Annotated in this window: 22 protein-coding genes; 10 read left to right on the top strand and 12 right to left on the bottom strand. The window is 70.4% G+C overall.

From position 1 onward, the window contains the following. The 4 genes from ACFWIW_RS26485 to ACFWIW_RS26470 are packed head-to-tail and all read right to left on the bottom strand — an operon-like array spanning position 1 to position 2,693. Complete coding sequence (locus ACFWIW_RS26485) at positions 1–642, bottom strand: class I SAM-dependent DNA methyltransferase (protein ID WP_378370931.1); 642 nt, start codon at positions 640–642, stop codon at positions 1–3. Positions 643–652: 10 nt separating this feature from the next. Beyond that, positions 653–1,411, bottom strand: a complete 759-nt coding sequence (locus ACFWIW_RS26480; protein ID WP_378370930.1) for a putative protein N(5)-glutamine methyltransferase — start codon at positions 1,409–1,411, stop codon at positions 653–655. Next, on the bottom strand, positions 1,408–2,175 hold the full coding sequence (locus ACFWIW_RS26475; RefSeq protein ID WP_378370929.1) for an NAD(P)-binding domain-containing protein: 768 nt from the start codon (positions 2,173–2,175) through the stop codon (positions 1,408–1,410). The genes ACFWIW_RS26480 and ACFWIW_RS26475 overlap by 4 nt, the downstream gene beginning before the upstream one ends. Before the next feature lie 2 nt (positions 2,176–2,177). Continuing rightward, positions 2,178–2,693, bottom strand: a complete 516-nt coding sequence (locus ACFWIW_RS26470) for a DinB family protein (protein WP_378370928.1) — start codon at positions 2,691–2,693, stop codon at positions 2,178–2,180. Positions 2,694–2,838: 145 nt separating this feature from the next. Here ACFWIW_RS26470 and ACFWIW_RS26465 point away from each other — a divergent pair, with 145 nt between their 5' ends. The 6 genes from ACFWIW_RS26465 to ACFWIW_RS26440 all read left to right on the top strand — a co-directional run bounded on the left by ACFWIW_RS26465 (position 2,839) and on the right by ACFWIW_RS26440 (position 7,501). Further along, positions 2,839–3,372 (top strand): RNA polymerase sigma factor, encoded by a 534-nt coding sequence (locus ACFWIW_RS26465; RefSeq protein WP_378370927.1) that lies wholly within the window; start codon positions 2,839–2,841, stop codon positions 3,370–3,372. A 20-nt stretch (positions 3,373–3,392) separates the two neighbouring features. Further along, the gene (locus ACFWIW_RS26460) at positions 3,393–3,851 is read left to right on the top strand and encodes a peroxiredoxin family protein (protein WP_378370926.1); all 459 of its coding nucleotides are present in this window, start codon (positions 3,393–3,395) and stop codon (positions 3,849–3,851) included. A 32-nt stretch (positions 3,852–3,883) separates the two neighbouring features. Next, positions 3,884–4,489: a TetR/AcrR family transcriptional regulator gene (locus ACFWIW_RS26455; RefSeq protein WP_378370925.1), complete on the top strand. Its 606-nt coding sequence runs from the start codon at positions 3,884–3,886 to the stop codon at positions 4,487–4,489. After that, positions 4,473–6,092 carry an acyl-CoA dehydrogenase family protein gene (locus ACFWIW_RS26450; RefSeq protein ID WP_378370924.1) on the top strand — a complete coding sequence of 540 codons (1,620 nt, stop codon included), beginning with the start codon at positions 4,473–4,475 and terminating at the stop codon, positions 6,090–6,092. Before ACFWIW_RS26455 ends, ACFWIW_RS26450 begins: the two co-directional genes overlap by 17 nt. 247 nt (positions 6,093–6,339) lie before the next feature. Next, positions 6,340–6,771: a hypothetical protein gene (locus ACFWIW_RS26445; RefSeq protein ID WP_378370923.1), complete on the top strand. Its 432-nt coding sequence runs from the start codon at positions 6,340–6,342 to the stop codon at positions 6,769–6,771. A gap of 82 nt (positions 6,772–6,853) precedes the next feature. After that, a complete protein-coding gene (locus ACFWIW_RS26440) occupies positions 6,854–7,501 on the top strand; it encodes a DUF4865 family protein (protein WP_378370922.1) in 648 nt (215 codons plus the stop codon). On the opposite strand, the gene ACFWIW_RS26435 is transcribed toward ACFWIW_RS26440, so the two are convergent. Further along, the gene (locus tag ACFWIW_RS26435; RefSeq protein ID WP_378370921.1) at positions 7,438–8,598 is read right to left on the bottom strand and encodes an SWIM zinc finger family protein; all 1,161 of its coding nucleotides are present in this window, start codon (positions 8,596–8,598) and stop codon (positions 7,438–7,440) included. The genes ACFWIW_RS26440 and ACFWIW_RS26435 overlap by 64 nt on opposite strands. Next, a complete protein-coding gene (locus tag ACFWIW_RS26430) occupies positions 8,595–11,312 on the bottom strand; it encodes a DEAD/DEAH box helicase (RefSeq protein WP_378370920.1) in 2,718 nt (905 codons plus the stop codon). The genes ACFWIW_RS26435 and ACFWIW_RS26430 overlap by 4 nt, the downstream gene beginning before the upstream one ends. Positions 11,313–11,380: 68 nt before the next feature. Here ACFWIW_RS26430 and ACFWIW_RS26425 point away from each other — a divergent pair, with 68 nt between their 5' ends. Next, entirely contained in the window at positions 11,381–12,175 is a 795-nt protein-coding gene (locus tag ACFWIW_RS26425; protein WP_378370919.1) for a TetR/AcrR family transcriptional regulator C-terminal domain-containing protein, read from the top strand. A 120-nt stretch (positions 12,176–12,295) separates the two neighbouring features. On the opposite strand, the gene ACFWIW_RS26420 is transcribed toward ACFWIW_RS26425, so the two are convergent. From ACFWIW_RS26420 to ACFWIW_RS26400, 5 genes are read right to left on the bottom strand one after another with little or no spacing between them, the layout of a single operon-like run. Further along, positions 12,296–12,523 carry a hypothetical protein gene (locus tag ACFWIW_RS26420; protein WP_378370918.1) on the bottom strand — a complete coding sequence of 76 codons (228 nt, stop codon included), beginning with the start codon at positions 12,521–12,523 and terminating at the stop codon, positions 12,296–12,298. Continuing rightward, positions 12,520–13,056 (bottom strand): hypothetical protein, encoded by a 537-nt coding sequence (locus ACFWIW_RS26415; protein WP_378370917.1) that lies wholly within the window; start codon positions 13,054–13,056, stop codon positions 12,520–12,522. Before ACFWIW_RS26415 ends, ACFWIW_RS26420 begins: the two co-directional genes overlap by 4 nt. Then, entirely contained in the window at positions 13,040–14,440 is a 1,401-nt protein-coding gene (locus ACFWIW_RS26410) for a hypothetical protein (protein ID WP_378370916.1), read from the bottom strand. Before ACFWIW_RS26410 ends, ACFWIW_RS26415 begins: the two co-directional genes overlap by 17 nt. Further along, a complete protein-coding gene (locus tag ACFWIW_RS26405) occupies positions 14,437–14,724 on the bottom strand; it encodes a hypothetical protein (protein WP_378370915.1) in 288 nt (95 codons plus the stop codon). The genes ACFWIW_RS26410 and ACFWIW_RS26405 overlap by 4 nt, the downstream gene beginning before the upstream one ends. Before the next feature lie 37 nt (positions 14,725–14,761). Beyond that, entirely contained in the window at positions 14,762–15,700 is a 939-nt protein-coding gene (locus ACFWIW_RS26400) for a hypothetical protein (protein ID WP_378370914.1), read from the bottom strand. A 43-nt stretch (positions 15,701–15,743) separates the two neighbouring features. Between ACFWIW_RS26400 and ACFWIW_RS26395 the strand changes: the two genes are divergently transcribed. The 3 genes from ACFWIW_RS26395 to ACFWIW_RS26385 all read left to right on the top strand — a co-directional run bounded on the left by ACFWIW_RS26395 (position 15,744) and on the right by ACFWIW_RS26385 (position 18,954). Beyond that, the gene (locus ACFWIW_RS26395) at positions 15,744–16,877 is read left to right on the top strand and encodes a glycosyltransferase (protein WP_378370913.1); all 1,134 of its coding nucleotides are present in this window, start codon (positions 15,744–15,746) and stop codon (positions 16,875–16,877) included. Further along, a complete protein-coding gene (locus ACFWIW_RS26390; RefSeq protein ID WP_378370912.1) occupies positions 16,874–18,106 on the top strand; it encodes an RNA polymerase sigma factor in 1,233 nt (410 codons plus the stop codon). Before ACFWIW_RS26395 ends, ACFWIW_RS26390 begins: the two co-directional genes overlap by 4 nt. Before the next feature lie 74 nt (positions 18,107–18,180). Beyond that, positions 18,181–18,954: an alpha/beta fold hydrolase gene (locus tag ACFWIW_RS26385; RefSeq protein ID WP_378370911.1), complete on the top strand. Its 774-nt coding sequence runs from the start codon at positions 18,181–18,183 to the stop codon at positions 18,952–18,954. Between the two features lie 50 nt (positions 18,955–19,004). Here ACFWIW_RS26385 and ACFWIW_RS26380 read toward each other — a convergent pair whose 3' ends face one another. Continuing rightward, positions 19,005–19,496: a DUF1772 domain-containing protein gene (locus tag ACFWIW_RS26380; protein WP_378370910.1), complete on the bottom strand. Its 492-nt coding sequence runs from the start codon at positions 19,494–19,496 to the stop codon at positions 19,005–19,007. Between the last annotated feature and the right edge of the window lie 8 nt (positions 19,497–19,504).

Raw genomic sequence — 19,504 nt, 5'->3', positions numbered from 1 at the left:
CTACTTCTTGCGGGCGATCAGGTAGGCCTGCTGGGTGCTTTCGAACTCCTCGGACGGTTCACGGACGAGGGTGGAGAGCACGCCGAAGCCTGCCTCCCCCAGTTGCGCGGCGATCTTCTCGGGCGCCAGGCGGTACGCGTGGCAGGAGATGTCGTGGCCGTACGCGTGCTCGATGTGGCGTACTTCGTCGCCGACCTGGAAGGCGAGCAGCAGGTGGCCGCCCGGGGCGAGGATCCGGTGGAAGTCGGCGAAGATCTCCGGCAGCCGCTCTCGTGGGGTGTGGATGATCGAGTACCAGGCGACGACTCCGGCGAGCGCACCGTCCTCAATGGACAAACCGGGCATCTCCCCGACCTGGAAGTCGAGGTGGGGGTACCACTTGCGGGCGACGGCGACCATCTCCGGGGAGAGGTCGATGCCGTGGATGTCGAGGCCAAGGCTGTGGAGGTACTCGGTGATGCGGCCGGGGCCGCAGCCGATTTCGGCGACGCGGCCGCCACCGGCGGCGAGGACGAGTTCGGTGTACGCGCCGAGGACGGCCCGGTCCCAGGTGGATCCGGCGAGGTGGTCGCGGAGGAGTTCGGCGTAGTCGGCCGCGACCGTGTCGTAGGCGGTGCGGGTGGTTTGGAGGTAGTCGGTCACGGCGGCGACCCTAGCTCCTGGCACCGACAACAATCGTCGCGTACAGCTCGTCGTCGGTGATCACTTCCGGGGTAAGACCGTTGTGTGCCATGGCTTCCGCGGTGTTCGCGGCTTGACTTTCCCCGGTTTCGATCAGCAGGTGCCCGCCGGGTGAGAGCCATTGGAGGGCTTCGGCGGCGACGCGGCGGTGGACGTCGACGCCGTCGTGTCCGCCGTCGAGTGCGACGCGGGGTTCGTGGTCTCGTGCCTCGGGCGGCATCAGCGCGATGGCGTCGGTGGGGACGTATGGGGCGTTGACGACCAGGATGTCGACGCGGCCCCGGAGCGACGCGGGGAGCGGTGCGTACAGGTCGCCTTCGAAGACCTCTCCCCCGGCTTGGGCGACGTTCTTGCGGGCGCAGCGGACGGCGGCGGGTTCGATGTCGGCCGCGTAGAGCCGGATTTCGCCGAGTTCGGCGGCGATGGCGGCGCCGAGCGCGCCGGTCCCGCAGCAGAGGTCGAGGACGACCGCTCCTGGTCCGGCGAGGGTGACGGCGTGGCGGACGAGGAGTTCGGAGCGTTGCCGTGGCACGAAGACGCCGGGTTCGACGGCGATGCGGAGTCCGTGGAATCCGGCCCAGCCGAGGATGACTTCGAGTGGTTCGCCGTCGACGCGGCGTCGGACCATGGTGTCGAGTTCGGCCGGGGTGCGGGCTTCGTCGGTGAGGAGCCGGGCTTCGTCTTCGGCGAAGACGCACCCGGCGGCCCGCAGCCTGTCGGTGATGGTCACTTGTCCCGCAGTCTGGTGAGGATTCCGTCGAGGGCCTCGCGGACGGTGTCGGGGACGCCGTTGGTGCGCAGGTCGGTGAGGAACTGTTCGTTGAGTCCGCCGGGGGTCATGTGTTTGCCGGTGAGGGTTTCGAGTGACCCGTTCCGCTCGGCGAGGGATTGGCCGAGCTGGCCGAAGATGTGGCTGGTGAAGGCGGTCGCCGTGGTGTCGTCGATGCCCTGGTCGGTCATCCAGGCGGCGATGGTGCCGAGGTAGTCGAGGTGGGCGGCGAAGGTGGCGGTGGCGCCGCTGAAGACGTCGAGGTCCTTCTCGGCGGCGGGGACGACGCTGCCGCCGATGCTGTCGAAGAGGGTTCGGGCTTCGGGGTTGTCGGGGTACATCGCGGTGAGGCTTTGGCGGCGCGCGGCGGGTGGCAGTGGGATGCTCCGGACGACTTCGCGGGCGGGGGCGGCCCAGTCGCGCAGCCGGTCGAGGGGGACGCCGGCGAGGGCGCTGATCAGGACGTGCTCGGGGCGGAAGGTGAGGTCGCGGAGGACTTCTTCGGCGATCGGCGGGCGGACGGCGAGGATGATCGTCGTGGCGCTGTCGACGACGGCTTGGTTGCTGTCGCGGACTTCGACGTTGGCGAAGCGTGCCGAGAGTTCTTGTCCGACGCTGCGGCTGCGGGGTGAGAGGAAGATCGAGGGCGGGTCGGCGATGTCCTTGCTGAGGCCTTCGACGATGGCGGCGGTGATCTCTCCCGCGCCGATGAATCCGTAGTCCATGGTCAGGCTCCCGTCGTGCCGTCGACGCGTTCGCGGATGAGGTCGGCGTGGCCGTTGTGGCGGGCGTATTCGCCGATCATGTGGAGGTAGAGCATGCGGAGCGAGAACGGGTTTCCGCCGAGGTCGAAGGTGTCGTCGAGGGATGCTTCGGCGGCGGCCTCATCGGCGAGCCTGATCTCTTCGAGGAGGATGTCGTAGGCCTCTTCGGCTTTGGCGGCGTCGAGGACTTCGAAGTCGTGGTCCTTGCCGAGGGCGGGGTCGTAGAGGGGTTCGATGTCCTGTGCGGCGTAGCGCAGGCGGAACCAGAAGCGTTCGACCTTGGCGAGGTGCCGGATGAGGCCGAGGAGGGTCATGTTCGACGGCGGGACCGACGCCGTGGCGAGCTGTTCTCCGGTGAGACCGGCGAGTTTGTGGAGGAAGGTGCTGCGGTGCCAGGTCAGCAGGGAGGGCAGGAGGGTCCGCTCGTCGGCGGCGGTGTCGCCGGACGGTCGGGTCACCTCGGGGGCGGTCCATGTCATAGCGGCGATCATGCCATCGGGTGACGTGGGCTTCGGGGTGCGCCCGCTGGGGTGAGCGGGGTCACGTGGGACGGGCTGAATCCTTTCGCGGGTTTGCCTGCTCTTGTAAGGGCCGGGACAAGCTCGGCGCGGGAGGAGGTTTGTCGTGGAGGCCGATTGGCCGCGGGATTCGTTGATCGTGGCGGCGCAGGGCGGGGACGAGTCCGCCATCGCCGCTTTGGTCTCGGGTTCCCATCCGCATGTGCAGCGGTTCGCGCGGTCGCTGTGCGCTTCGCCGGAGGACGCGGAGGATTCCGCGCAGGAGGCGCTGATCATCCTGTATCGGAAGATCGGCACGTTGCGGGCCACCGGTGCGCTGGCGTCGTGGATGTTCCGGATCGTGCGCAACGAATGTCTCCGGCGGGCGCGCCGGGCGTGGCGTGGTGACGATCTGGCGGATTCCGTGGTGATGGTGTCGGCTGAAGAGGACGCCTTGGATCGGCTGGAGGCGCAGCGGGTGGCCGCGGCGATCGCGGAGTTGCCCGCTGACCAGCGTCGCGTGTTGATCATGCGTGACATCCAGGGCCATTCGGGCCGCGCGGTGGCGGACGCACTCGGACTGAGCCAGGCCGCGATGAAGTCCCGGCTGCATCGCGCGCGGGCGACGGTCCGTGCCCTTCTCGACAACCCCGCTTCCTGACCTTCTGTTGAGGAGTTTTCATGCTCGAAATCGGTTCCGCCGTCCCTGATGTCGTTCTGGAGGACACGTCCGGGCAGGTCGTCCGGCTTTCGGAGTTCCGTGGCACGGGCAACGTGCTGATCTATTTCATGCGGTCGACGTCGTGCCCGGTGTGCAACGGCCATGTGAAGGATCTCGTGGCGCGGGCGGAGGAGCTGGCGTCCGCCGATGTGCGGGTGCTGGTCGCCGTCCCCGAGGACCGGGCGGAGGCCAAGGCGTGGCGGGCGAAGCGCGGGGTGCCGTTCCGGGTGGTCACCGGCCGGGGCGGTACGCCGCACGAGGCCTTCGGGCTGGGGAAGAAGTTGCTGCAGCAGTCGGGCAGCGTGCTGTTCGACCGGGGTGGGGTGGTCCGTCACGCACATGCGGCGACCATGCCGACCGGTGCTTATGACAAGAAGGGGATCGCCAAGGCCGTCGAGGGGCTCGCGAAGGTGCGTTGACTGAAGGTGTGAATCAGTGCTTCACTTCTTGGGTGCCGTATCGACGTACACCGAAGGTCCAGGAGCGTCTGGACGCCCAGCGCGACGCCGTCCTCGCCGCCGCCATGGAGCAGTTGGCCGAGCGCGGGTACGCGGGGTGCTCGGTGGCGGCGGTCGCGGAACGGGCGGGGGTGGCGGTCGGCAGCGTGTACCGCCACTACCCCACCAAGGCCGCGCTGGTCGTGGAGTTGTTCCGCAAGGTCGTCACGCGTGAGGTCGAGGCCGTGCGCGAGGTGTCGGAGCGGCCCGGTACGCCCGCCGAGCGGATCGTGGCGGTCTTCGACACCTTCGCGAGCCGGGCGCTGAAGACACCGCGGATGGCGTACGCGCTGCTGGCCGAGCCCGTGGACGCTCCGATCGAGGCCGAGCGGCTGGTGTTCCGGCGCGCGTTCCGTGACGTCGTGGCCCAGCACGTGGCCGACGGTGTCCGGTCCGGGGTCCTGCCCGCCCAGGACGCGGACGTCACCGCGGCGGCGCTCGTCGGCGCGGCCGCGGAGGTGCTGATCGGCCCGTTGACCACCGGCAGTGCGGACGAGGTGTCCGGGCTGCGCACTTTCGTCTTGCGTTCCCTTGGAGGTTCCGATGCCGAGCACTCATGAGGTCACCAATCAGGTCCCGCCGCTGGCGGAGTACGACGTCGCCGCCGATCCGGCCTTGCTGGAGGGGCTGGAACGGGCGGGCGCGGGCTGGGCGGTGGCCGAGGTGCACGCCCTCGGCAGGCTCGCCGGGAGTGAGCAGGCACAGGAGTGGGGCAGGCTGGTCAACGAGAACGAGCCGGTGCTGCGGACGCACGACCGGGTCGGGAACAGGATCGACGAGGTCGAGTTCCACCCGTACTGGCACGAGCTGATGGATGTCGCGGTGTCCCATGGGCTCCACGCGGCGCCGTGGCGGGATTCCCGGCCGGGCGCGCACGCGGCGCGGGCGGCGAAGATGTACGTGTGGGGCCAGGTCGACGCGGGGCACACGTGCCCGATCTCGATGACGTACGCGGCGGTGCCGGCGTTGCGGTTCAATCCCGAACTGTCCGCGCGATACGAGCCGTTGCTGGCGGCGACGGAGTACGACTTCGGGCTGCGTGAGCCGAGTTCGAAACGCGGGCTCATCGCCGGGATGTCGATGACGGAGAAACAGGGCGGTTCCGACGTCCGGGCGAACACGACCACGGCGCGTCCGCTGGATGACGGCAGCTATGTGATCGTCGGGCACAAGTGGTTCACCTCGGCACCGATGTCGGACATGTTCCTGACGCTGGCCCAGGCGCCGGGCGGGCTGTCGTGTTTCCTGCTCCCCCGCGTCCTGCCGGACGGCTCGCGCAACGGGATCCGGCTGCAGCGGCTGAAGGACAAGCTGGGCAACCGGTCCAACGCGTCGTCGGAGATCGAGTACGACGACGCGATCGGCTGGCTGATCGGCGAGGAGGGCCGCGGGGTGCGCACCATCATCGAGATGGTGAACAACACCCGCCTGGACTGCGCGGTCGGGAGCGCGTCGGGCATGCGGTACGGCGCCGTGCGGGCGATCCACCACGCGCGGCATCGTCGCGCGTTCGGGGCGAACCTGGTGGATCAGCCGCTGATGGGCAACGTGCTGGCGGACCTCGTCGTGGAGTCCGAGGCGGCGACGACGGTCGGGATGCGGCTGGCGTCGGCCACCGACCGGCCGGACGACGAGCAGGAGCAGGCGTTCCGGCGGCTGGGGCTGGCGGTGACGAAGTACTGGGTGTGCAAGCGTGGTCCTTCGCATGCGGTGGAGGCGCTGGAATGCCTGGGCGGCAACGGGTACGTCGAGGAATCGGGGATGCCGCGGCTCTACCGTGAGGCTCCGCTGATGTCGATCTGGGAGGGTTCGGGCAACGTCGCGGCGCTGGACGCGCTGCGGGCGATGGCGAAGCAACCCGAGTCGGTGGCGGCGTATTTCACCGAGGTCGAGCAGGCCTCCGGTGCCGACGCGCGGCTGGACGACGCGGTGGGCAGGTTGCGCAAGGAGCTGTCCGATCTGTCGGACATCGAGTACCGGGCGCGTCGGCTGGTCGAGTCGATGGCGCTGGTGCTGCAGGGTTCGTTGCTGGTGCGGCACGGGACGCCGGCGGTGGCCGACGCGTTCTGCGCGTCGCGGCTGGGCGGAGACTGGGGTGTCGCGTTCGGGACGCTTCCGTCCGGGGTGGACACGCGAGCGATCATCTCCCGCGCGGAGGTCTGAGCGAGGCGTCTCGCGGGCCCTTTGGGCGATCACGCGTGATTGAACGGCGATCACGCGTGATTGGAGACGTAACTCGCGTGATCGGAAGGCGAACATGATGTTTCGACTCTCAGTGCCTGGATGACCACGTGCTGCGGCGGTCCGGTCGACTCACTCGGCCGGACCGCCACTGAGCACTGCGAACAGCCGCAGGATTGCGGAATTCGGGTGCATGCGAGGGCTCTCACGTGGGCTACGTTCCTCGGTCATGGTCTATCGCCGAAGATGCCTGGTCCTGGTTCCCGTGGCGCTGTTCGCCGCCGGCTGCGCGACGGCCGCGCCGACGCCGATCTTCGCGTCGGCGAGTCCGGCGCCGTCCGCGGAGAGCGCGCAGATGCTGGGGGCGGCGGCCCCGTCCGGGGCGCCGTTCGTCGCGGCGGACGGACGGGATCTGAGGGCCTGTGCCGACGGTGAGTGCGAAGTGCTGGTCCGGACCGGCGACCAGATCCCCAACGACGGCGGCGCCGGCCCGCTCGCGGTCGCGATCCAGGCCGGGAAGGTCGGTCTCGCCCCCGCTTCGGGCGGGATGGGCGCCGCGGTGTCCGGTCCGCCCGGGATGGCCCACCAGATCAACCGGCAGGTGATCGTCGTCGTCGCGGTACAGGGCGACGAGGGGATCGTCCGGCTCAGCCGGAAATAGCCGCTCAGCTCACGGCCGAACTCTGTCGCACACGCCGGCTTCGCGATGAGACGGCCACCCTGTACCTACTAGTATGTACGGCATGCATGCGATGCAGTACGAGATCACCCTCCCCGCCGACTACGACATGGGCATCATCCGCGACCGCGTCGCCACCCGCGGACATCTGCTCGACGACTTCGGCGGCCTGGGGCTGAAGGTCTACGGGATCCGTGAACGAGGCGTCGACGGCTCGACGCTGAACCAGTACTCGCCCTTCTACCTGTGGCACGACGAAGCCGGGATGAACGCCTTCCTGTTCGGCGGCCCGTTCAGCGGCATCGTCGAATCCTTCGGGCGGCCCGCCGTGCAGCACTGGACCGTGCTCGGCTTCGAGGAAGGGCCCGCCTTCGGCTCGTCTCCGGTCGCGGCGGGAAAGCACGTCGTGCGCATCCCCGACGAGACCGACCCGGTCGCCTTCCTCGGCGAAGCACTCGACGGGCTGCGCGACCACCTGCGCCAGGACGGCGCGCATTCGGGCGCGCTCGCCGTCGACCCGCGGACCTGGCAGGTCGTCCGCTACAGCCTGTGGGCGGACGAGGCACCGAAGTCCGACGAGGTCCGGTACCGGATCCTCCACCTGTCCTCGCCGCAGCTGGATCAGATACGGCGAGGACGGCAGTGGGATCAGCCGAGCAACGCGGCGAACAACGCGCCGGGATCGGCTTCGGGCGGACCGGCGGGCCACTGATCCCGGTACGGGTACCAGAGCCCGTCCTTGCCCAGCCGCACCTGCACCCCCGTTCCGTGCACCGTGCAGTGGTTGCGGTCGACGTCCAGGCCTTCGCCGGGATCGTCCACGACCTCGGCGAAGGCGGCCCGTGCCCGGCCCATCGCCTGCGACGGCGGCGTCCACGCGGTCTCCAGGACGTCGAGACCGGCCCGGCCACCGTGCCGCCAAGCCAGCACCGCGCGATCGAAGTCCTCACCGCTCCCGGCCGGGCGCAACCGGTCCGCGGTCTCGGGACGTGTGGCGGCGAGGCGGACGGCGTCCTGCTTGCGGGTGAGTTTCGGCTGCGACGCCAGCAGCGCGCCGGCCAGCTGTCCCGCGTTGGCGACCAGCAGGGCGAAGGCCTCGGCCGGGATGCCGGGCGCACCGGGCACGGTCGGGCCCCCGGTGGGTGCGAATCCGGCGAGGTCCGGCAGTGGGCCGGGCTCGTCGGCGTACGCCCGCTCGGCGTCGATGCCGTCGTCCCCGGTGCGCACGAACCGGGGCGCGTTGCGCCGCTGCAACTCGTCGAGCAGCTCCCGCTCCCCCTTGCCGCGCATCAGCAACAGCACGAACGGGTCGGCGTCGAGCAGCCAGGACGCCTGGAACGACAGCGCGGCGGCGTGGCGGCACGGCAGCTCCCAGCCCGGGCAGTCGCAATCCGGGTCGAGGTCACCGATCCCGGGCAGCAGATGCACCCCGGCGTCGTCGGCGGCCTCGACGAGGTCGTGCGGCATGTCCCGGTCCAGCAACGCGGCGAGATGCCCGGCACGGGAGGCGACCCGGTCGAGGAAGCGGTCCCATTCGTCGCCGGTCAGCTCCGCGAGACGGACCTCGGTGCGGTACTGGCCCTCCTGGTCGTCGACCACCGCGGCGATCCGTCCGGGGCTGACCGTGATCGGGCCGACCCGGCCCGCCGCGGCGTACTTACGGCCCTGTTTGAGCTGCCGCAGGTCCAGCGCGGTGTCCTCCATCGCGCTGATCCACGCGCGACCCCACCACGAGCGGGCGAACTGGCCGCGGCCGCCTTGCGCGCCGAATGCGGGGAAACCGCGGACACGGTCTTCGGGCGTGCTCATCGGCGGCTCCTCAACTCGACCAGATCGGCCAGCTCCTCGTCGGTCAGTTCGGTCAGGGCGGCCTCGCCGCCGGCGAGCACCGCGTCGGCGAGCGCGCGTTTCTCCCGCAGCATCGCCGCGATCCGGTCCTCGACCGTGCCCTCGGCGATGAGCCGGTGCACCTGCACCGGCCTGGTCTGCCCGATCCGGTACGCGCGGTCGGTCGCCTGGTCCTCCACCGCGGGATTCCACCAGCGGTCGTAGTGCACGACGTGATCGGCGCGGGTCAGGTTGAGCCCCGTCCCCGCCGCCTTGAGCGACAACAGGAACACCGGCACCTCACCGGCCTGGAACCGGCGCACGAGATCCTCGCGTTTGGGCACCGGCGTGCCACCGTGCAGCAGCTGTGTGCCGATCCCGCGCTGCGCGAGATGGCGTTCCAGCAGCCGGGCCATGGCGACGTACTGCGTGAACACCAGCACCGCGCCGTCCTCGGCGAGGATCGTGCCCAGCAGTTCGTCGAGCAGCTCGAGCTTGCCCGACCGGCCGTCCAGCACCGCTTCCGACGGCTCCTTGAGGTACTGCGCGGGATGGTTGCAGATCTGCTTGAGCCCGGTGAGCAGCTTGACGATCCGGCCACGGCGCGCGATGCCCTCGCTCCCCGCGATCTCGGCCATCAGCTCGCGCACCGTCGCCTCGTACAGGGCGGCCTGCTCGGCCGTGAGCGTCACCGGCCGGTCGGTCTCGGTCTTGGCGGGCAGCTCCGGCGCGATCCCCGGATCGGATTTGCGGCGGCGCAACAGGAACGGGCGGACCAGCCGGGACAGGCGTTCCGCGGCGTCCGGGTCCTTTCCGGACTCGACCGGTTTCGCCCACACCCGCCGGAAATCGGCCATGGTGCCGAGCAGCCCCGGTGTGGTCCAGTCGAGGATCGCCCACAGCTCGGCGAGGTTGTTCTCCACCGGGGTGCCCGTCAGCGCCACCCGCGCCGACGACGTCAGCGTCCGCAACGCCTTCGCCGTGCCGGAGCGGTGGTTCTTGACGTGCTGGGCCTCGTCGGCGACCAGCAGTCCCCAGTGGACACTCGCCAGCGGTTCCGGGTCCACGCGCAAGGTGCCGTAGGTCGTGAGCACGAAGCCGTCGCCGAGGTCGTCGAGCGAGCGTTCGGTGCCGTGGAACCGCCGCACCGGGACACCGGGGGCGAACTTGGTGATCTCGCGTTCCCAGTTCCCCAGCAGCGATGCCGGGCAGACGACCAGGGTCGGGCCGTCCGCGCGATGCAGATGCAGCGAGATCAGCGTGATCGTCTTGCCGAGACCCATGTCGTCGGCGAGACAGCCGCCGAGCCCGATCGAGGTCATGGCGGTGAGCCACTGCAGGCCGCGCATCTGGTAGTCGCGCAAGGTCGCGGCCAGACCTCGCGGCGGTGCCTGCGGTTCCGGCGGGGCGAGCAGCCGCTCCCGCAGGGCGGCGAGCCAACCGTCGGTGAGGACGTCGACGCGTTCACCGTCGATCTCGGTGGTCCCGCTCAAGGCGGCACCGAGCGCGTCGATCGGCGTGAGCGGCTTCAGCGCGCGATCCCGCGCCTTCGCCGCGAGTGCCGGGTCGACGAGCACCCACTGGTCGCGCAGCCGCACGACGGGTCGGTGCGCCTCGGCCAGCGCGTCCATCTCGGCCGTGGTGAGCGGCGCGCCACCGAGGGCCAGCTGCCAGTCGAACTGCAGCAGTGTGCCGCCGGCGAAGAACGACGGAAGATCGGCGGGCGGCGCGTCACCGCCGCCGACGACGGCCTTCGCGCTCAGGTCGCGGGCGAGGTCGGCGGGCCAGTGCACGTCGATACCCGCGGTGGCCAGCAGCGGCGCCGCGGTGGTGAGCAGTTCGGTGATGTCGGTGTCGCCGAGCCCGACCTCGTCGGGGACCGCGGCGCTCAGCAGGGGTTCCAGCGGCGGCCACAGGTGCGCGGCACGGCGCAACGCCAGCATCACGTCGATCCGCGCCCTCGGGCCGAACCGGTCGTCACCCGCCCAGAGCGCGGCGGCGTCGGCCAAGACGCCCGGGTCGGCCAGACTGTGTACCTGGACGACCCCGCTGAACCGGCCGATCGTGAAGTCGTCGCCAGGCGCCTCGATCCGCACCGAGACCCGGACCCCGGAATCCAGCCCCGCCGCGACCTCGGCCGCCCAGTCCCGCAACTGCGGAACACGGTGCGAAGACGGGGCGGCGAACGCCTTCACCCCGGCCGCTTGAGCCGCGGCGGGCGTGCGGGGAAGGGTGTCGGCCACGGCGTCCAGGAACGCGCGCAGCAACGGATACCGTGCGGGAAGCAGGTTTCCCTCACCCGGGATCGCCCGCGCTCGCGCCGGCATCGCTTCGGACAACTCGCGCAGCCAAGCGGCGTCGGCGGGTTCCAGCGGACCGGCGCGCCAGGCGTCCACATCGGACTCCGTGAGCCCGGGAAGCAACCTGCCCGCCTCGGCGAGCTTCAATGCCGCCGCGGCCGCCGTGCCCCAGAAACGCGCGGAGTCGTCATCGCTCTCCTTGAGGCGCAGCAGCGCCGGAAGCGCCTCGGCCATCGAAAGCCGTACACACGGCACCGTGGTGATCTCGGGGAGGGCGACGGTCACCTCCCCGGTGCCCGGCGTGTTCCCTTCCGCGTTCCAGAAGACGAATCCGCTGGCCCGAGGGGGATTGCCCGGTTCGAAAACGACACTGCCGAAACCGTCGTGAGACGCCACTCAACCCCAATCTCTGTACGGTGTACAGTTCAGGATAACACAACTCCGTACACCGTAGAGAGAACGTGATGACGGACGCGGACCACACCGGGGCGGGCGATCCACGGCGGATCATCGAGCTGCTCTGGGGCGTGCGCGAGAAACCCCGCCGCGGCCCCAAACCGAAGCTCACCGTCGACGAGATCGTCTCCGCCGCGATCGAGATCGCCGACACCGAGGGCATCACCTCGCTGTCGGTGCGCCGGGGCGCGGAAAAGCTCGGCGTCTCCCCCATGACGATGTACACCTACATCCACAGCCGCGCCGAACTGCTCGACCTGATGATGGACCGGGTCCACGGTGAACTGACCGATCCCCCGGAGAGTCACGACTGGCGGGTCACGATGACGATCCTCGCCGAGGACGCCTGGGAGATGTACCACCGGCATCCCTGGATGCTCCAGCTCACCACCGGCCGCCTCCCGCTCGGCCCGCACACCTTCGCGAAACACGAACGCGAGCTGAAGGCCGTCGACGCGATCGGGCTCACCGACCTGGAGATGGACGCCGTCGTGGCGATGGTCAACGGATTCGTGCAGGGCATCGCGCGCGGTTCGGTGGAATCGGCGAGTCTCGTGCGGCGATCCGGCCTGACGGACATGGAGTGGTGGACGGCCAGCGCACCCGTGCTCGCGGAGATCCCCGAAGCCGACGCCGGCCTGTTCCCGTTGGCGGCGCGCATCGGGCAGGCCGCCGGGGAGGCGCACGGTGCGGCGAGCGCGCCGCTGCACACCTTCCGATTCGGGCTGGCACGGATCCTGGACGGGGTCGAGCAGCTGGTCACCGGCGGGTCCGGCACCTCGGGGACCGAACTTCCCTCCTGAACCGATGGTCGTGAGTGACAAAGAGGGTTAGAACGATCATTGCCACTCACGACCCCCGCGCGAAGCCGGCGGCGGGGACGGCACACGTGACTGAGTGGACGACACTCTCGCGGCCGGGGTTCAGTTACCGCGTCGTCGCAGCCGGCGATAGAGCAGCCACAGCGCCAGTGCGACCGGCGTCAGGACCGCCGTGAACAGGATCCCCGCGAACATCCCGTAGCCGTGCGGATCGAACGACAATCCCGTCGCGCTGAGCACCGCGCGGCCGGCGAGCAGCACGATCACCGCCACGACACCGACGAACGCGCCGAGTACGACGCGCCGTAGCAGCGTCCGCGAGGCCGTCATGCCGGATCGGGAGTGCAGACGGTCAGGAACGACTTCCGGTTCTCTCGCTGCACAGCCGCCGCGTCCATCCAGCCGCTCCGGCCGAACAGGTAACTCCCGGCCGGATGCCCGGCCGACTCCCGCAGCACCTTGGCGACGTCCGCCTTGGCACCGTTGGCTTTCGGGCCGTCGACGGCGATGCTGACCGAGCCCGCCTTGGTCCAGTCGTACGCGGCGGGCAGCGGTGTCCGGACCTGGAGGCCACCGGTGTCCGAAGAGGACGCACCCAGCAGGTCCAGCCGTTCGACCCGCACACCCGGCCGCGGCGCGGTCCACACCTGCTCCGTGCTGTTCCGCGTGCCGGAGTCGAACGTCAGCCGCAGTCCGGTGACGCCCTCGCACGGGGTGCCCGTCCACAGTTTCAGGACCCCGCCGTCGACGCGGAACCCGGCCTCCGGCGGCAGTGACGGCGCGAACTGCGCCTTGGTGTCGCATGCCGCGGTCACCGCCACCACCAGCACGACGGCGCAGGCCCGCCTAGTGATATCCGCCATCGGAAAGTCCCGCGTCTTCCTCGGTTTCGTTGCCGCCGGTGACCTGCTCCCACGCGTAGGAGGCGAGGAAACCGGCATAGCCTTCGCGTGCCCATTGCTGGGAGTGGCGTTCCTCGTGATGCAGCAACCGGTCCAGGTCGAGCGAGCCCTGGGACGCGCCGTTGTCGTCCTCGTACCAGGCGTGCCCCGACTTCACCACCTCGCGAAGTTGCTGCGCCGGATCCTTCGCGTCGTCGATGTTCAGCATGAACGTGTCGCCCCAGGCGGTCCCGCCCTGTTGGCTGAACTGGTCCTGGATGAGGTTCCCGCCAAGGCCCATCATCATGCCGTTCGGGGTGGTCACCAGCCGCCCGCCGTTGCCGTGCACGAAACCGACGTCGTCGTCGTAGCTCCAGGAGTTCTCCCGCTGCCGGTCGGTGATCCGCCGCAGCTCCTCGGATCCGTACGGGGTCGGCGCGAAGTCGGTCTTCTCGCCTTCGGTGCCGTAGTCGGTGCCCGCGTTGAGGATGTAGGTCATCCGCACCGCCTTGGCGGCGTCGTCCCCGCTGATGTCGGTCGGCATCAGGAAATACGACTTGTAGGTGCCGTCGCCGTCCTCGTCCTCGCGGATCTCTTCCATCCCGTCGAGGACCTCGAAGTCCTCCGGCGTGATGTCGTGGTCGTCGGCGATCTTCTTGATGGTGTCGATCGACACGCCCCGGCGTACGGCGTTCTCGAGCCACTGCCGGTAGTGGCCGGACGCGGGCGGGCCGGTCAGCAACCCGGCGTCGCGCAGCGCCTGCTCCATCTCGACCACGCCGGCGTCGATCTCCCCGCCCTTCTTGGCGCCTGCCAGGTCGGTCGCCTCGTGGTCGCTGATCTGGCCGTCCTGCACGAGCCGCATCACCCGGGCGAGGGCGGCGTCGATGCTGTTGGCCGTGGTGAGGATCGCCTTTGTTTCCTGCTCCAGCTGCTTGCGGATGGTTTCGCGGTGCCGTCGGGACTCGGCCTGCTCTTCGGCCTCGAATCGTGACTTCGGCGGCGGGTCGGCGGGTTTGCCGTCCACGATCGCGCCGTCGGCCGCGACGCTGAACTGGTAAGTGCCGGCAAGGGAGTCGTTGTTGGCGACCCTGGTCTTCAGCGCGGACACATCGTCCGACGCGTTCTGCAGGGCGTGTTCGACGGCGGACAGTTCCGCGATCAGGATCTCGGCCTTGTTCCGGGTGTCGCCCAGCGAAGCGCGCGCGCGTTCGCCCGCGGGGCCGCGCCAGTCGGGCAGCTTCCTGGCGTCGTCGAGCTCGTCCTGCAGCCCGATGAGTTTGTCCCGCCGCCCGGCCAGGTTGGTGGCCGTCGTGTGGAGTGCTTCGGCGTCCCATGCGCGGACGTCGTCGTAGCCGACCGTCATCCCCCGAAAGCCTCCTCCGCGGAGTTCTCGTTTTCGGAGTACGCCTTGGCGGCCTTGGTGATCGATTCGCTCCAGCGGTCGATCTCGCCGGCCCACCCCTTCGCTCGCTCGGTGCACGTCGACGCCAGCGCCGGCGCGCTCTTCGCGGCCTCGCCACCCGGCAACGCCGTCGCTATCGCGTCCAGGCCGGTGCCCGGTTCCACGGCTCTGGCCTGGTCGGCGGCGGATCCCGCGGCCTTGGCCGCGGTCCGCAGCTGCCCGATCTGGACCTCGTACCCGCTCACGCCCGTGCCCCCAAACCCTGGATAGGTGAGCGGCACTCTACGTCAGGTCGGAAGGCTCCACAGCCGATTCGCGCGAAGGGGTGGCAAGCCGCCGGACGACGTCGTCGTACCTCGCCTGATCGGCGGCCGCGCGGGCGTGTGCCCGCTCCAGTTCCTCGGCGAGGGCCGTCGCCCGGGCCTCGGCGAGGCTCCTGGCCGTGTGTTCTTCCGCGAGCGACGCCCGAAGCGTGACCGCTTCCTTTTCGGAAACCGCCGCCCGTGTCTTGGCCTCGTCGAGCCGGTGCCGCAGCGCTTCGAGTTCCGCGGCCGTGCGAGCCAGTGCCGTGTCGCGCTCGCCCAGGTCCATGGTCAGCCGGGTCTTCTCCTCCCGCAGCGTCCGGAGCTCGGCGACCAGCTCATCGCGGGCACGTTCCGCCGCCACGGTCGCGGCCTCCGCGGCGCCACGGGCTCGTTCGTGGGCGGCGACCTCGGCCCAGGAACGCTGACGGGTCTCCTCCGCGTCCTTCAAGGCCTGCTCGGCGGCGCGTTCCGCCTTGGCCTTGGCCAGCTTGTCCTCACGGGACGCGGCCGACGCCGCCGCGCGGGCGGTGTCGGCCTTCGCGGCCGCCTGGTGCGCGTCCTCGGCCTCGCGCCGGGCAGCCGCCGCGTCCGTCTCGGCTTCGGTCACCCGGCCCAGCGCCGCCTCACCGGCGTCGTCGAACCGCGAACGCATCGCGTCCAGCAGTTCCACGAGCGACGCCGCCAGCGGGGTGAACTCGTCGGCGATCCGGCGGACCTCCAGCAACGGATCCGCCACACTCGCCACCGCGGCGGCCCGACGGGCACGCGAGGCGGCGTCGGCGTGCGCCTTGCCGCAATAGGCCGAGGGACGGCCGCCCTTGCGTTTCCCCTCGGCGTCCACCGCGGGCGGGGGCAAGGGATTCTCGCAGCCTTCCAGCGCGCACAGCCGGACCTCGTCGGCGTCCGTATCGATCACCGCAGCAGAGTAGCGCCGCCGCTCCGGCGATAGGGTCGTTCACGTGCGTGTCCTGTTCACCTTCGCCGGTGGCAACGGCCACTTCCGGCCGCTGCTCCCCCTCGCCCGCGCGCTCGACGGCGCGGGGCACACGATCGCGTTCACCGGCGAGCCGCTGATGGTCTCGATCGTCGAGGCGACGGGGTTCACGGCGTTCCCGTCAGGACCGAATCTCGGCAGCGACGGCTCACGTCGCCCGCTGCTCCCCGTCGACAGGGAACGCGAGGACAGCGACCTCCGAGACGGTTTCGTCCGCCGCACCGCGCCCCTGCGCGCGAAGGACGTCATGGCGCTCTGCCAGGGCTGGGAACCGGATCTGCTCGTCTGTGACGAGGCCGATCACGGCGCGATGATCGCCGCCGAACGGTCCGGCCTCCCACACGCCACCGTCCTGGTGACCGCGGCGGGCGTGCTCATCCGCGCCGAGCTGATCGACGACGCGCTCAACGAGGTCCGCGCCGCCAACGGCCTCCCGCCGCAACGAAACCTGGAGATGGCGTACCGCCACCTCGTGCTTTCCCCGTTCCCCGCGAGTTTCCGCGATCCCCGGTTCCCGCTGCCGCCGACCGCGCGACCGTTCCACAGTCCCCTTCCCGGTCGCGGGCCGGCGCCGGAGTGGCACGTGGAAGGCCGCCGCACCGTCTACTTCACCCTCGGCACGATCTTCAACACCGAATCCGGCGACCTGTTCACCCGGGCACTGGCGGGCCTGCGGGAGGTCGACGCGACCTGTGTGGTGACCGTCGGGAACCTCATCGACCCCGCCGAGTTCGGCCCTCAGCCCGAGCACATCCACCTCACGCGCTACCTGCCGCAGGACGACGTCCTTCCGTACTGCGACGCGGTCCTCAGCCACGGCGGTTCGGGCAGCCTGCTCGGCGCGATCGCCCACGGGCTGCCGATGGCGCTGCTTCCGATGGGCGCCGACCAGCCCCACAACGGCGATCGGGTCACCGAACTCGGGCTCGGCGTCGTCCTCGACGTCATCGACGCGACCGCGCGGGACATCCGCGACGCCGTGACCACGGTGCTGACGGAACCGTCCTACCGGGAGACCGCCGGGCGGTTGCGGGACGAGGTCACCGCGTACCCGGCGCCGGAGAAGATGGTCCCGCTGCTGGAAGGACTGCTCCGGTGACCTCCGAACTCGACGCCGCGATCACGCGGGCGTTCCGCGAGGAGTCGGGGCAGGTGATCGCCACCCTGATCCGCGTCACCGGCGACTGGGACCTCGCCGAGGAATGCGTCCAGGAGGCGTTCGCGCTCGCGTTGCGCACCTGGCCCCGCGACGGCGTCCCCGCGAAACCCGGCGCGTGGCTGACGACGGCGGCACGCAACCGCGCCACCGACCGGATCCGGCGAGAGGCCGTCGGCGCGGCGAAACTGCGCGAGGCCGCCGAACTGAACGTCCCCGCCGAACCGGACTGGGACGAGAGCGGCGTCCACGACGACCGGCTCCGGCTGATCTTCACCTGCTGCCATCCCGCGCTGCCGCTGGAGGGGCAGGTCGCGCTCGCACTGCGGACGTTGGCCGGGCTCACCACCGCCGAGATCGCCCGCGCCTTCCTCGTCTCCGAGGCGACGATGTCGCAGCGCCTGGTCCGGGTGAAACGGAAGATCCGCACGGCGGGCATCCCGTACCGGGTCCCGCCCGCCGATCTGCTGCCCGAACGCACGGCCGCGGTGCTGGGGATGCTGTACCTGCTGTTCAACGAGGGCTACTCGGCCAGCGCCGGCACCGATCTGCTCCGGCCCGACCTGTCCGCGGAGGCCATCAGGCTCGGCCGGATCCTCGCGAGCCTCATGCCGGACGAACCGGAAGTCCTGGGGCTGCTGGCCCTGCTGCTCCTGCACGACGCCCGCCGGGCCACGCGCGTCGACGGCCAGGGCACACTCGTCTCGCTCGAAGACCAGGACCGCGGCGGCTGGAACACCGCCGAGATCGCCGAGGGCACGGAGTTGCTGGAGACCGCGCTCCGCCGCGGTGTTCCCGGGCAGTACCAGATCCAGGCCGCCATCGCCGCCTGCCACGCGACGGCCGCCCACGCTTCCGACACCGACTGGGCGCAGATCGCCGCCCTCTATGGGGAGCTGCTGCGTTTCGTGCCCTCGCCGGTCGTCGAGCTGAACCGCGCGGTCGCCGTCGCCATGGCCGAAGGTCCCGAAGCCGGGCTCGACCTGGTCGACAAGCTCACCGCGGACGGCTGTCTCCCCGGATACCACCTGCTTCCCGCGACCCGCGCGGACCTGCTCCGGCGGCTCGACCGGCTCGGTGAAGCCGCCGACGCGTACCGCGAGGCACTCGCGCTCGCCGGCACCGACGCGGAGCGCGCCTACCTGTCGGGAAAACTCGCCGAAATCTCCTGACGCCCGGCTGTCTGTCCACGGCGTCGCCGTTCGTCGGTGGGTGACACGTCCCGAAAACAGGAAGGGGTCATCCGATGGCCGTCCTCGACGTCCCCGGCGCCCGGCTGCACCACACCGTGACCGGCAGCGGTCCGGTTCTGCTGTGCATCCCCGGTGGCGCGGCCGATTCCACCATGTTCGCGCCGATCGCGGGCCTGCTCGCGGAGCACTACACGGTGATCACCTACGACCCGCGCGGGATCTCCCGCAGCACCCTCGACGATCCGGACGGGGAACAACGGATCGAGGCCCACACCGACGACGCGCTGCGCCTGCTCGACAGTGTGAGCCCGGAGCCGGCGGTCATCTTCGCGTCCAGCGGTGGTTGCATGGAGGCCTTCGATCTCGTGACCCGCCATCCCGGGCGGGTGAAGACGCTGCTGGCGCACGAACCACCACTGACGGCCCTGCTGCCCGGCCAACCCGACGGTGACCCGGACGAGCTGCTGCGCCTGCACCGTGAACACGGCATCGAGGCGGCGATGGCGAAATTCATGGCCGACGCCGGTTTCGAGATGGACCTGAGCGTGCTTCCGCCGGAGATGCGGAAGAACATGGAGTTCTTCGTCGTGCACCTGATGAACATGATCGGGGACTTCACCCCGGATTACGAAGCGCTGAAGGCGTCGGACACCCGGATCGTCGTCGGTGTCGGGAAGGACTCGGCCGGCCAGCCCGCGCACGAGGCGGCGGTGCTCGCGGCCGCTCGTCTCGGAGTGGAGCCGACCTACTTCCCCGGTGACCACGGTGGTTTCGCCGCCGAGGCCGCCACGTTCGCTCCACTGGTCCGGGAAGTGCTGGGCGCCTGATGTCAGGAGAGGGTCGTTCTTTGTCCTGAACGACCCTCTCCTGACCCACCTCAGGCGCGGACGTGCACGATCAGCCCGCCCACCAGCGCCCCGAAACCGCCGATCGCGGCCAAGGTCCGGACCAGGTTCCACCGTTCCCAGACGCCCTCGAACTTCGCCCGCAGCGCCCCGAAGTCGGTGCTGTCGCCGTCGAAACCCGCTTCGAGCGCGTTGTTCAGCGGCACGTTGATCGCCATCGTCACGATCAGCATCACCAGCAGCAGGACGAACCCCGCGATGAGCCACGGCAGCGCGGGCCGCAGTTCCGGCCGGAAGTGCAGCGCCGCCGCCACCGCGGCGAGCAGCGGCGCACCGCCGAAGCTCAGCCCGAACCAGCCGTTGAGGATCGCGATGTTGATCTCCCGCATCCCCGTCACATACGTCCGGGCGTCCGCCCGCCCCAGCCCCGGCATCACCGAGCACGTGTACGCGTAGAACAAGCCGGCGATCAACCCCGCCGCGATGACGGCCGCGATCAGGACGATCTCGCTCAGCGTCGCCATTCCTGTCG

Source organism: Amycolatopsis sp. NPDC058340 (assembly GCF_042723975.1).
GTDB lineage: Bacteria > Actinomycetota > Actinomycetes > Mycobacteriales > Pseudonocardiaceae > Amycolatopsis.
This window is presented reverse-complemented; position numbering and strand designations above follow the sequence as displayed.

Bases quoted from the DNA above. Each gene is read 5' to 3' on its own strand.
- ACFWIW_RS26460 (WP_378370926.1), top strand. From the start codon at position 3,393: ATGCTCGAAATCGGTTCCGCCGTCCCTGATGTCGTTCTGGAGGACACG.
- ACFWIW_RS26440 (WP_378370922.1), top strand. From the start codon at position 6,854: ATGCATGCGATGCAGTACGAGATCACCCTCCCCGCCGACTACGACATG.
- ACFWIW_RS26415 (WP_378370917.1), bottom strand. From the start codon at position 13,056: ATGGCGGATATCACTAGGCGGGCCTGCGCCGTCGTGCTGGTGGTGGCG.
- ACFWIW_RS26380 (WP_378370910.1), bottom strand. From the start codon at position 19,496: ATGGCGACGCTGAGCGAGATCGTCCTGATCGCGGCCGTCATCGCGGCG.
- ACFWIW_RS26435 (WP_378370921.1), bottom strand. From the start codon at position 8,598: ATGAGCACGCCCGAAGACCGTGTCCGCGGTTTCCCCGCATTCGGCGCG.
- ACFWIW_RS26445 (WP_378370923.1), top strand. From the start codon at position 6,340: ATGGTCTATCGCCGAAGATGCCTGGTCCTGGTTCCCGTGGCGCTGTTC.
- ACFWIW_RS26385 (WP_378370911.1), top strand. From the start codon at position 18,181: ATGGCCGTCCTCGACGTCCCCGGCGCCCGGCTGCACCACACCGTGACC.
- ACFWIW_RS26470 (WP_378370928.1), bottom strand. From the start codon at position 2,693: ATGACATGGACCGCCCCCGAGGTGACCCGACCGTCCGGCGACACCGCC.
- ACFWIW_RS26450 (WP_378370924.1), top strand. From the start codon at position 4,473: ATGCCGAGCACTCATGAGGTCACCAATCAGGTCCCGCCGCTGGCGGAG.
- ACFWIW_RS26425 (WP_378370919.1), top strand. From the start codon at position 11,381: ATGACGGACGCGGACCACACCGGGGCGGGCGATCCACGGCGGATCATC.
- ACFWIW_RS26475 (WP_378370929.1), bottom strand. From the start codon at position 2,175: ATGGACTACGGATTCATCGGCGCGGGAGAGATCACCGCCGCCATCGTC.
- ACFWIW_RS26410 (WP_378370916.1), bottom strand. From the start codon at position 14,440: ATGACGGTCGGCTACGACGACGTCCGCGCATGGGACGCCGAAGCACTC.
- ACFWIW_RS26420 (WP_378370918.1), bottom strand. From the start codon at position 12,523: ATGACGGCCTCGCGGACGCTGCTACGGCGCGTCGTACTCGGCGCGTTC.